Raw genomic sequence first — 12,469 nt, 5'->3', positions numbered from 1 at the left:
GTATCACAAACTTTTTTGTGGGGAAAATAAACAAGTAAAAGGTGGATAATTATGAAAGCAAAGAAATTGATTGTAGGTATGGCGGTATTTTCATTCGCAGCATTATTGTTAGGGGGATGCGGAGCAGACGACAACAATACAGGTTCTTCGTCAACTAGTGAAAGTACATCACAAACTTCTGCAAGCGATTCTGCAACTACAGAAAGCTCAGAAGCAACCGTCGTTGCAGGCGAGCCAATGCAAGATGGTACGTATCGTTTAGAAGAAAAGAACTATAAAAACGACTACCGTGTCACATTTGAGATCACAGTCAAAGACGGCAAAATCGTTGAATCAAAATATGACAACGTCAATGCGGATGGCGAATCAAAAACAGAAAACACTGAATACAATGAAACAATGAAAGAAAAAGCAGGCATCAGCCCAGAAGAATTTATTCCTAAATTCAATGAAGAGTTAGTTGCCGCACAAAGCCCTTCTTCAATCGAAGTAGTTTCTGGCGCGACTCATTCCTTTGATTCCTTCCAAAACTATGCACAACAATTGATTCAAGCGGCGCAAGCAGGCAACACGGAAACCATTGAAATCGACAATGGTGCAGACTTGAAAGACGGAACCTATACATTAGAAGAAAAGAACTACTCAAACGGTTACCGCGTAGTCTTCTCAATGACTGTAGCTGACGGCAAAATCTCTGAATCAAACTACGACTACCTAAACGAAGCAGGCGAGTCGAAAAAAGATGATGCATCATACAACGAAAACATGGAAGCAAAATCTGGTACAAGTCCAGAAGAGTTCATTCCAAACTTCAATGAAGCCTTTGTTTCTGCAGTCAATGCTGAAGATGGTTCTGTGGCAGACATGGATGTAGTTTCTGGTGCAACCCACAGCTTCCACAGCTTTGTTATCTATGCACAACAATTGTTGAATGCCGCTGAAAAAGGCGACCAAACAACAATCGAAGTGGATAACTTCGTTACTGAATAATCACAACTTCTTTCCATTAAGAGGACAGCATTCGTTTTGAGTGCTGTCTTTTTTTCGTGGACAACAAGGTCACAAAAGCAAGTTCGTGCAAAAGGAAGCAATCTGGTGGGAAGGTTTTTTTAAAAAAGAACTGTTTTTTACAAAGAAGAAAAGGTTCGATTAAGGATTCCTAAAATACGTTGAGGAATCACGGAATGCCCCTTTTCATTCTGCCAAAAAAAGGCTATTATATGAAGGTTGAAGACAATAGAAAAGAGGAAAATCATGAAAAAGAAAGTAACGTTTTTTCTGATGTTTGTTTTTTTAGGCACAATGTTGGCAGCCTGTGGCAGTGATCAGGAAGCAACGACGCTGCGAGAAGAACCATATTTTCAAGAAGAATTTTTATTAGGTACGTATACTCGGATTCGCATTTATGATGAAGGCAAAGAGGACGCTATGAAGCCTGCCTTTGACCGCATCAGAGAGTTAGGCGATAAAATCACCATCAACCAAGCAGGGTCAGAGATCGATGAAATCAATGCGCAAGCTGGCATCAAGCCAGTGAAGGTCTCAGATGATATCTATTATTTGTTGAAAGAAGCCTATGATTATAGTGTGAAATCAGAAGGCGGCTTTAATATGGCCATCGGTGCGATCACCCAATTATGGCGAATCGGCTTTGATGATGCCCGCAAGCCAGAGCAATCTGAGATCGATGAAGCGTTGAAACATATCAATTATGAACAAGTCGAGTTTAACGACGAAGACCACACGGTGTATTTAAAAGACAAGGACATGATCCTTGACCTTGGGGCGATCGCCAAAGGCTACATCACGGATGAAGTCGTCAAAGTGCTGAAGGACAATGGCGTGACTTCCGCGATCGTCGATTTGGGCGGGAATGTCTATGTGTTAGGTCATAGCAACCGCGGTGCAGATGAGCCATGGAATGTCGGAATCCAAGATCCAAACAAATCTCGCGGCTCGATTATCGGCAGTATCAAAGAAACCAATAAAACAGTAGTTACTTCAGGGATCTACGAACGCTACTTAGAAGTAGACGGCAAAACGTATCACCATATTTTTGATTCTGAGACTGGCTATCCTTACGATAGCGATGTAGCAAGTGTGACTGTGATCACTGACAAATCCATCGATGGTGACGGGTTGACTACGGTGGCGTTTGATAAAGGAGTCAAAGAAGGCTTGGCTTATATCGAACAGCATACCGAAAAGGGAACCGATGCGATCTTTATCACAAAAGAAGATAAAGTGTACGTAACAGACGGCATCAAAGATACCTTTGAGCTTTCAGAGGAATCAGGCTACACGATGGGTGATCGTGCGGATTTAGAATAGGAGGAGTGAAAGATGTCTCTTTCAGTGTTTTTAGAAGTGGTGGAGATCCGCACCAAGGTGGCGAGTGTCTTCCCCTTCATTATGGGTGTGTTGTTCTCGTTGGTGTATTTTCATGAATTTCATCCGTTGAATACTGTAATTTTTTTTCTGGGGATGCTGCTGTTTGATTTGACGACGACGTCCATCAACAATTATATGGATTTCAAAAAAGCCAAATCAGAGACCTACAAATACCAGCACAATGTGATCGGGCGCGAAAACATCTCAGAAGCTACTGTTCGCAATCTGATTTTTGCGATGCTGGCAGGAACCTTACTGATCGGTCTTTACTTGACCTTTGTTACCGGCTGGCTGCTGCTAGTGATGGGGCTGGTGGTTTGTTTTATCGGGGTCTTTTATACCTTTGGCCCCATTCCGTTATCGCGGATGCCTTTAGGCGAGGTATTCAGCGGTGTAACGATGGGATTAGGGATTTTTGCCATCACGATCTATATCAATACCATTGATCAAAAAGTGTTTTATCTGGCACTGGATTTTGCGAACGGAACCTTTGGCTTAGTGGGGAATCTCTGGGCTGTGTGTGCCATCGTGTTGGCATCCTTGCCATTGATTTTCACGATTGCTGACATCATGTTAGCCAATAACTTACGGGATCTGGAAGCTGATATCGAAAACCATCGCTACACGCTGGTGTACTACATCGGTCGCGAAGCAGGTATCCGTCTGTTTCAAGGCATGATGTTGGCGTCTTATGCCGCTATTTTATTGGGCCTCTTGTTTGGACTCTTTCAATGGCCGATTTTGCTCGTGTTTCTGACACTACCGAAAATCCGCCAAAACTTGAAGGAGCATCAAGCCAGCCTGCCGCACCCACGTAGCTTCGGCTATTCGATTAAGAACATGATTTTATTCAACAGCAGCTATGCCTTGGGCTTACTTTTGTGTCTGCTGTGGCAATTGCTGTAAAAGAAAAGATCGACCTGCTCTTGAAAGAGCAGGTCGATCTTTTTATGTGGGAATGAAAGAGCGCATAAAAACTGTAGAAAAGACATGATAAAAGAACGAGCATCCTACTTATTATGAAAAGATGAGGTTCGCTTTCTCTGCGATCCTGATTGCAACAGTAAAGTTTTAGTGACAGTGGCTAAACCCGATAGAAAGGGGAGCTGCCTAGGTTGTTCTTTTGTATGACCCCTCGGAATAAGCAGGTCTGTTTATAGAGCATTTATGCTTGACTGATTCCTTACGAAAGCAGCGAATCAGCAAGCGGATTTGCGACTTTTTGCAGCATCAATACCGTTCCAAACTGATTTCTCCAGAAGAAAGCACCTTGCGCTCCGTTGCTGTTTCCACCACTAATTCACCGGTGTTAGTAATGTCTTTGGCGATTCCTTCATAGGTCACACCTTGTTGTGTAAACTGAACGGTGCGGCCCAAAACGAAGGATTTCTGCCGATAGCGGGCCATATAATCCATGTCAGGCAGCTTTGCCAATAATTGGAAGAACCGACGCCAAATTTCTTGAATCAACGCGGCTCGAGAAAAGGTTGGATACTCTTCACCAGGAAAGAGTGAGGTCGCTTTTTCCCGAATCTCTGCTGGAAACTGCTGTTGCGGAATCGAAAAACTGATGCCGATACCGATTACAACCGAGGTAATGCGGCCTGTTTCAAAGTCACTGGTTGCTTCAGACAAAATACCGCAGATTTTTTTTCCATCTAAGTACAGATCGTTGACCCACTTAATGGCCGTTTCCTTCATTAGAAGGGCATCGATGGCTTCTGCGACTGCCACCGCCGCCAAAACGGTATATTGCGGCAATTCTTGAAACGCTTGGTTTGGTTTTAAGAGCAAGCTCATGTAGATCCCTTGTTTTTTCGGTGAGAAAAACGGTCGTTCGAAGCGGCCATGGCCGCCTGTTTGTGTTTCGGTCAAAAAAAGGGCGGGGGTTGCCAGTCCACTGTCCAAAGCGGCGATCTTGGCTTCTTTCATGGTGGACTCAACAGCATCCTTGATTTGAATCGTGGGGATCATCGGCAAGGCGGCTGCAAGTGCTGCTTGATCGTAGCGGTCAGCGGAGACAAAGCGATAGCCGTTGGCCAAGTGTTCGAAATGATAGCCTTCTTTCTCAAGTTCTTTAATGGCTTTCCAGACTGCTGTACGAGAGATCGACAAGGCTTGGGCTAGTTTTTCTCCGGACAGTACAGTATCTTCTTTTTGTAATAAGGTCAGTATTTTTTCTTTTGTCGTCATAAGGATATCCTTCCTAATGTTTCACGTGTAACGTTTTCGTTAGCATAGCAAGAAATCGGCAAAAAGCAAAGTAGTTTCTTACGAAAAACAGTCCTTACCAGCCTTGTTTTTTTCTTTAGAAAATCTTAGGAAATGGGTGCGTCAGAAAAGCATTGGAACTTCCAATGAAAGCTTGACAGAAAAGTACTTCATCTGTATAATAAGGAGTTGCAAAAACTATCTGAACGAAAAAGGCAGAAACGAAATATTGTCCGTTTCGGCTTAGGAATAAGGAAACAAAAGTAGAAAATGCCCAATGCATCCGTTCTATTTTTGGTTTTTTTTTGCCTAAAAGCCGCAAAAAATGCTTTCTGTAACCTATATTTAATATTTGTTACAGTTTTGTAAATAATCGGATAGCCTTTTTGAAAGACTTTATGAAGAGGTGAAGAGCTTGGCTGGACACGTAGTAAAATACGGAAAGCATCGCGAACGTAGAAGTTTCGCACGGATCAGTGAAGTATTAGAATTACCGAATTTGATTGAAATTCAAACCGACTCTTACCAATGGTTCCTAGATGAGGGCCTAAGAGAAATGTTTGAAGATATTTTGCCAATCGAAGGATTCAACGGTAACTTGTCCCTAGAATTTGTGGATTATGAATTGAAAGAACCAAAGTATACAGTAGAAGAAGCCCGTGCCCATGATGCAAACTATTCGGCACCATTACATGTTACTTTGCGTTTAACGAACCGTGAAACCGGGGAAATCAAATCCCAAGAAGTATTCTTTGGTGATTTCCCATTAATGACTGAACAAGGAACCTTTATCATCAACGGGGCAGAACGGGTTATCGTTTCTCAGTTGGTCCGCTCTCCAGGTGTATATTTCCATGGCAAAGTCGATAAAAACGGCAAAGAAGGCTTTGGTTCAACTGTTATCCCTAACCGCGGTGCGTGGTTAGAAATGGAAACTGATGCCAAAGATATCTCTTACGTACGGATTGACCGTACCCGTAAAATTCCTTTGACGGTCTTAGTCCGTGCCCTAGGGTTTGGTTCTGATGATACGATCTTTGAAATTTTCGGCGACAGTGAATCATTGCGCAACACGATCGAAAAAGACTTGCATAAAAACGCAAGCGATTCTCGTACCGAAGAAGGATTGAAAGATGTTTACGAACGTCTTCGTCCAGGCGAGCCAAAAACAGCAGACAGCTCACGCAGCTTGCTGAACGCACGTTTCTTCGATCCAAAACGTTACGACTTAGCAAATGTTGGTCGTTACAAAGTAAACAAAAAATTAGACTTGAAAACACGTCTATTGAACTTGACCTTAGCAGAAACCTTGGTTGACCCTGAAACAGGCGAGATCATTGTTGAAAAAGGCACTGTTTTGACTCACCAAGTCATGGAAACACTAGGCGCATTTATCGATAATGGCCTAAACAGTGTAACGTACTATCCATCAGAAGATGGGGTCGTGACCGAACCAATGACCGTCCAAGTCATCAAAGTCTTTTCACCAAAAGATCCAGAACAAGAAGTCAACGTGATCGGTAATGGCTATCCAGATACTGCTACACGTACGGTTCGTCCAGCAGACATCATTGCTTCAATGAGCTACTTCTTCAACTTGATGGAAGGCATTGGCAATGTCGATGACATCGACCACTTAGGAAACCGTCGGATTCGTTCTGTTGGTGAATTATTGCAAAACCAATTCCGGATCGGGCTTGCTCGGATGGAGCGTGTCGTGCGTGAACGGATGTCGATCCAAGACACCGAAACCTTGACACCGCAACAATTGATCAATATTCGTCCGGTTGTCGCAAGTATCAAAGAATTCTTTGGTTCTTCTCAGTTGTCACAGTTCATGGACCAAACAAACCCACTGGGTGAGTTGACCCATAAACGTCGTCTATCTGCCTTAGGACCTGGTGGTTTGACCCGTGACCGTGCCGGCTATGAAGTCCGAGACGTTCACTATTCCCACTATGGCCGTATGTGTCCGATCGAAACGCCTGAGGGACCAAACATCGGGTTGATCAACAGCTTGGCCTCTTATGCCAAAGTCAACAAGTATGGCTTCATTGAAACACCATACCGTCGAGTTGACCGCGAAACAGGCCGTGTTACTGACAAGATCGATTACTTGACTGCCGATACCGAAGACCACTACGTTGTGGCCCAAGCAAACAGCTTGTTAAATGAAGACGGCTCTTTCGTAAACGACGTTGTTATGGCGCGTGCTACTTCTGAAAACTTGGAAGTTTCGATCGATAAAGTCGACTACATGGACGTATCACCAAAACAAGTAGTCGCAGTCGCAACCGCATGTATTCCTTTCTTGGAAAACGATGACTCCAACCGTGCCTTGATGGGTGCCAACATGCAGCGGCAAGCAGTACCATTGATCAATCCGAAAGCACCTTGGGTTGGTACTGGTATGGAATACAAATCAGCACATGACTCAGGAGCTGCTTTGTTATGTAAACATGATGGGATCGTAGAATACGTGGATGCAGCCGAAGTGCGCGTTCGTCGTGACAATGGCGCATTGGACGTTTATTCTGTTACCAAATTCCGTCGTTCAAACTCAGGAACCAGCTACAACCAACGTCCATTAGTAGCACTTGGTGAAAAAGTCGAAAAAGGCGACATCTTAGCAGATGGCCCATCTATGGAACAAGGCGAAATGGCACTAGGACAAAACGTCTTAGTCGCATTCATGACTTGGGAAGGGTACAACTATGAAGATGCCATCATCATGAGCCGTCGTTTGGTGAAAGATGATGTTTACACTTCTGTCCATATTGAAGAATATGAATCAGAAGCCCGCGACACAAAATTAGGACCTGAAGAAATCACTCGCGAAATCCCGAACGTCGGGGAAGACGCATTGAAAGACCTAGACGAAATGGGGATTATCCGCATTGGTGCGGAAGTCAAAGATGGCGATCTGCTTGTTGGGAAAGTCACGCCAAAAGGGGTAACGGAACTTTCAGCAGAAGAGCGTTTATTGCACGCAATCTTTGGTGAAAAAGCCCGCGAAGTGCGTGACACTTCTCTACGCGTGCCTCACGGCGGCGGCGGAATCGTACACGATGTCAAAATCTTTACCCGCGAAGCTGGCGATGAATTGTCACCAGGTGTGAACATGCTAGTTCGCGTTTATATCGTTCAAAAACGGAAAATCCATGAAGGGGATAAAATGGCCGGACGTCACGGAAACAAAGGGGTCGTTTCTCGCATCATGCCAGAAGAAGACATGCCTTTCTTACCAGATGGCACACCAGTCGATATCATGCTGAACCCATTAGGGGTACCTTCTCGGATGAACATTGGACAAGTATTAGAGTTACACTTAGGAATGGCTGCGCGTCAACTAGGCATTCACGTGGCAACACCAGTCTTTGATGGTGCCAGCGATGAAGATGTTTGGGCAACGGTTGCTGAAGCAGGAATGGCCAGCGATGCCAAAACAGTGCTTTACGACGGACGTACCGGCGAACCATTTGATGGCCGTATCTCCGTTGGTGTCATGTACATGATCAAATTGGCCCACATGGTCGATGATAAATTGCATGCCCGTTCCATTGGACCTTACTCATTGGTTACTCAACAACCATTGGGAGGAAAAGCCCAATTTGGTGGACAACGTTTCGGAGAGATGGAAGTTTGGGCACTGGAAGCATACGGTGCTGCTTACACCTTGCAAGAAATCTTGACCTACAAATCAGATGACGTGGTTGGTCGTGTGAAAACATACGAAGCGATCGTCAAAGGGGAACCAATTCCAAAACCAGGTGTACCAGAATCATTCCGCGTATTAGTAAAAGAATTGCAATCACTGGGTCTAGACATGCGTGTCCTAGATATCGATGATGCAGAGATCGAACTACGTGATATGGATGATGACGATGATGATTTGATCACCGTTGATGCCTTAACAAAATTTGCGGAGCAACAAACAGCCCGTGAATTAGAACAAAAAGCACAAACAGAAGCTAAAAATGCCGCCGACGCGTTGAACCAACAAATCGAGACAGCAGAAGATCGCTTGCAATAATAGACGGCCCTCGCTATTTCCGCCACCAGCGGAAATAGCCCCCGTTCTATCGGATATGTCCATGAAATGAAATGGAGGGAACCTTTTTTGATCGATGTAAATAAATTCGAAAGTATGCAAATCGGTTTGGCTTCTCCTGAAAAAATCAGAAGCTGGTCTTATGGTGAAGTAAAAAAACCAGAAACCATTAACTACCGTACGTTAAAACCTGAACGCGAAGGGTTGTTTGACGAGCGTATTTTCGGTCCAACCAAAGACTGGGAATGTGCTTGCGGCAAATACAAACGGATCCGCTATAAAGGCATCGTTTGTGACCGTTGCGGCGTGGAAGTAACACGTTCAAAAGTGCGTCGTGAACGCATGGGACACATTGAACTAGCAGCACCAGTATCACACATTTGGTACTTCAAAGGCATTCCTTCACGGATGGGTCTTGTTTTAGACATGAGCCCACGTGCATTGGAAGAAATCATCTACTTTGCTTCTTACGTAGTGATTGAACCAGGAAACACCAGCCTTGAGAAAAAACAACTATTGACTGAACGGGAATACCGTGAAAAACGTGACCAATACGGTCAAGAATTTTCAGCAGCGATGGGTGCCGAAGCCATCAAACAATTATTAGATGGCGTTGATCTTGAAGGCGAAGTTGCTGAATTAAAAGAAGAATTGAAAAACGCAACTGGTCAAAAACGGACCCGTGCGATCCGCCGTTTGGACATCTTAGAAGCATTCCGTGCTTCAGGAAACAAACCAAGCTGGATGGTCATGGACGTTATCCCAGTTATCCCGCCTGATTTGCGTCCAATGGTGCAATTAGAAGGTGGACGTTTTGCCACAAGTGACTTGAACGACTTGTATCGTCGTGTAATCAACCGTAACAACCGTTTGAAACGCTTGTTAGACTTGAATGCACCAAACATCATCGTTCAAAATGAAAAACGGATGCTGCAAGAAGCAGTCGATGCCTTGATCGATAACGGTCGTCGCGGCCGTCCAGTTGCAGGGCCAGGGAACCGCCCATTGAAATCTCTTTCTCACATGTTGAAAGGGAAACAAGGTCGTTTCCGTCAAAACTTGCTAGGAAAACGGGTCGACTACTCAGGTCGTTCAGTTATCGTCGTTGGTCCATTCCTTAAAATGTACCAATGTGGTCTGCCAAAAGAAATGGCGATCGAATTATTCAAACCATTCGTGATGCGGGAACTTGTTTCTCGTGAAATCGCGTCAAACATCAAAAATGCCAAACGCAAAATCGAACGTCAAGAAGACGAAGTTTGGGATGTCTTAGAAGATGTTATCAGAGAACATCCAGTGCTATTGAACCGGGCACCTACGCTTCACAGATTAGGTATCCAAGCATTTGAACCAGTCTTAGTTGAAGGCCGTGCCATTCGTTTGCACCCACTTGTTTGTGAAGCCTACAATGCCGATTTCGATGGAGACCAAATGGCCGTTCACGTACCATTGAACGAAGAAGCGCAAGCAGAAGCACGTATGCTGATGTTAGCAGCCCAAAACATTTTGAATCCAAAAGACGGAAAACCAGTTGTAACACCATCTCAGGATATGGTCCTAGGGAACTACTACTTGACGATGGAAGAAGAAGGCCGTGAAGGGGAAGGCATGATCTTCCGTGACATGGACGAAGCAGTTACGGCATGGCGCAATGGCTACGTGCATTTACACACACGGATCGCCATCAATCCAAACACTTTAGGGGACAAACCATTCACGTCTGAGCAAAAACAACGCTTGATGGTAACAACGGTGGGTAAAGTGATCTTTAACTCGATCATGCCACCAGAATTCCCATTCTTGAACGAACCGACAGACTACAACTTGACGGTTCAAACACCAGATAAGTACTTTATTGAAGCTGGTACAGATGTGCCTGCCTTCATCAAAGAACAAGAGCTTGTTGGCCCATTCAAGAAGAAAAACTTAGGAAACATCATTTCAGAAGTCTTCAAACGTTTCCGCATCACTGAAACGTCACGCATGCTTGACCGCATGAAAGACTTAGGATACAGCCATTCAACAATGGCAGGTATCACCGTTGGTATCGCTGATATCATGAACTTGCACGAAAAACATGAAATCATCGACAATGCCCACAAACAAGTTGAAACGATCACGAAACAATTCCGTCGTGGATTGATTACCGATGACGAGCGTTATGAACGAGTTATTGGTGTTTGGAATGCAGCCAAAGATGAAATCCAGTTAAAACTGATGGAATCATTGGAAGCGAAAAACCCAATCTTCATGATGTCTGATTCCGGTGCCCGTGGTAACATCTCCAACTTTACTCAGCTTGCTGGTATGCGTGGATTGATGGCCGCGCCTAACGGACGAATCATGGAATTGCCGATCATCTCAAACTTCCGTGAAGGTCTATCTGTCTTGGAAATGTTTATCTCGACCCATGGTGCCCGTAAAGGGATGACCGATACCGCCTTGAAAACAGCCGATTCCGGTTACTTGACACGTCGTTTAGTTGACGTTGCCCAAGATGTCATCATCCGTGAAGACGATTGTGGTACTGACCGTGGTTTAGACATTCAAGCAATTCGCGAAGGAAACGAGATCATCGAATCCTTAGAAGAACGTTTGATTGGACGTTACACACGTAAATCAGTGATCCATCCTGAAACTGGCGAAGTCCTTCTAGGGGTCAATGAATTGATCACTGAAGATTTAGCTAAAGCCATCGTGGACGCTGGTATCGAAACAGTATCCATTCGCTCTGTCTTTACATGTAACACCAAACATGGTGTATGTAAACATTGTTATGGCCGCAACTTAGCCACTGGTTCTGAAGTTGAAGTTGGGGAAGCAGTCGGTACCATCGCTGCCCAATCAATCGGTGAACCTGGTACTCAGTTGACCATGCGTACCTTCCATACCGGCGGGGTTGCCGGAGACGATATCACGCAAGGTCTCCCTCGTGTCCAAGAAATCTTTGAAGCCCGTAATCCGAAAGGACAAGCGGTCATTACCGAAGTTACCGGAGAAGTCATCGATATCTCAGAAGACCCTTCAACTCGGACCAAAGAAGTGACCATCAAAGGGGAAACCGATACGCGTACGTATACCGTTCCTTATACTGCCCGGATGAAAGTAGCAGAAGGCGACTTTATCCATCGTGGTGCGCCATTGACGGAAGGATCGATCGATCCAAAACAACTGTTACAAGTTCGCGATGTCTTGTCTGTTGAAAACTACCTATTACGGGAAGTTCAACGCGTTTACCGGATGCAAGGGGTAGAAATCGGCGACAAACATATCGAAGTAATGGTTCGTCAAATGCTGCGTAAAGTCCGCGTCATGGATCCAGGTGATTCAGGCATCTTGCCAGGAACATTGTTGGATATCGCCGACTTTAAAGACCGCAACTACGACACATTGGTAGCCGGCGGCGTTCCTGCAACTAGCCGTCCAGTCCTATTAGGGATCACGAAAGCATCCTTGGAAACCAACAGCTTCTTATCTGCTGCGTCCTTCCAAGAAACCACTCGTGTGTTGACCGATGCAGCGATCCGCGGCAAGAAAGATCCACTTCTTGGATTGAAAGAAAATGTTATCATCGGTAAGATCATCCCAGCTGGTACTGGTATGCCTCGTTACCGTGAAATGGAACCAAAAGAAGTAACAGTTGCCAGCGAAAATGTCTACAGCATCTCAGACATCGAAGCACAAATGGCTGCTGAAGACGCATTGAACAGCCAAAACTAATCAATGCCAGCACCTGATTGACTCAGTGTGACGGAAAAGCTTGTCATTCTTCGGAATGGCAAGCTTTTTTTGTTTATATTATAGAAATTCATGTTG

At 44.7% G+C, this 12,469-nt stretch carries 6 protein-coding genes; 5 read left to right on the top strand and 1 reads right to left on the bottom strand.

Going from position 1 to position 12,469, the window contains the following annotated elements; genetic code table 11:
* Positions 1-51: 51 nt before the first annotated feature.
* The 3 genes from pplA (at position 52) to menA (ending at position 3,297) form a co-directional block, all read left to right on the top strand.
* Positions 52-990 carry an extracellular electron transfer flavoprotein PplA gene (gene pplA, locus IGJ44_RS16465; protein ID WP_016608361.1) on the top strand — a complete coding sequence of 313 codons (939 nt, stop codon included), beginning with the start codon at positions 52-54 and terminating at the stop codon, positions 988-990.
* 264 nt (positions 991-1,254) lie between these two features.
* A complete protein-coding gene (locus tag IGJ44_RS16460) occupies positions 1,255-2,331 on the top strand; it encodes an FAD:protein FMN transferase (protein WP_005230331.1) in 1,077 nt (358 codons plus the stop codon).
* 12 nt (positions 2,332-2,343) lie between these two features.
* Positions 2,344-3,297 (top strand): 1,4-dihydroxy-2-naphthoate polyprenyltransferase, encoded by a 954-nt coding sequence (gene menA, locus IGJ44_RS16455; RefSeq protein ID WP_015510612.1) that lies wholly within the window; start codon positions 2,344-2,346, stop codon positions 3,295-3,297.
* 324 nt (positions 3,298-3,621) lie between these two features.
* Here the strand turns inward: menA and IGJ44_RS16450 are convergent, their stop codons facing one another.
* Positions 3,622-4,584, bottom strand: coding sequence for a biotin--[acetyl-CoA-carboxylase] ligase (locus IGJ44_RS16450; RefSeq protein ID WP_167827258.1), 963 nt, complete (start codon positions 4,582-4,584; stop codon positions 3,622-3,624).
* A 433-nt stretch (positions 4,585-5,017) separates the two neighbouring features.
* On the opposite strand from IGJ44_RS16450, the gene rpoB reads away from it, so the two are divergent.
* Positions 5,018-8,635 (top strand): DNA-directed RNA polymerase subunit beta, encoded by a 3,618-nt coding sequence (gene rpoB / locus IGJ44_RS16445; RefSeq protein WP_008381746.1) that lies wholly within the window; start codon positions 5,018-5,020, stop codon positions 8,633-8,635.
* A gap of 87 nt (positions 8,636-8,722) precedes the next feature.
* Entirely contained in the window at positions 8,723-12,373 is a 3,651-nt protein-coding gene (rpoC, locus tag IGJ44_RS16440) for a DNA-directed RNA polymerase subunit beta' (protein ID WP_034871965.1), read from the top strand.
* The last annotated feature ends 96 nt before the right edge of the window (positions 12,374-12,469 follow it).

Source organism: Enterococcus sp. DIV1368d (genome assembly GCF_050542975.1).
Classification (GTDB): domain Bacteria; phylum Bacillota; class Bacilli; order Lactobacillales; family Enterococcaceae; genus Enterococcus_D; species Enterococcus_D casseliflavus.
Note: the sequence above shows the minus strand (reverse complement) of the source record. Positions and strands in the feature narration are given on the sequence as shown.

Excerpts from the sequence above, each read along its gene's own strand:
- pplA (WP_016608361.1), top strand. The coding sequence starts at position 52 with ATGAAAGCAAAGAAATTGATTGTAGGTATGGCGGTATTTTCATTCGCA.
- IGJ44_RS16460 (WP_005230331.1), top strand. The coding sequence starts at position 1,255 with ATGAAAAAGAAAGTAACGTTTTTTCTGATGTTTGTTTTTTTAGGCACA.
- menA (WP_015510612.1), top strand. The coding sequence starts at position 2,344 with ATGTCTCTTTCAGTGTTTTTAGAAGTGGTGGAGATCCGCACCAAGGTG.
- IGJ44_RS16450 (WP_167827258.1), bottom strand. The coding sequence starts at position 4,584 with ATGACGACAAAAGAAAAAATACTGACCTTATTACAAAAAGAAGATACT.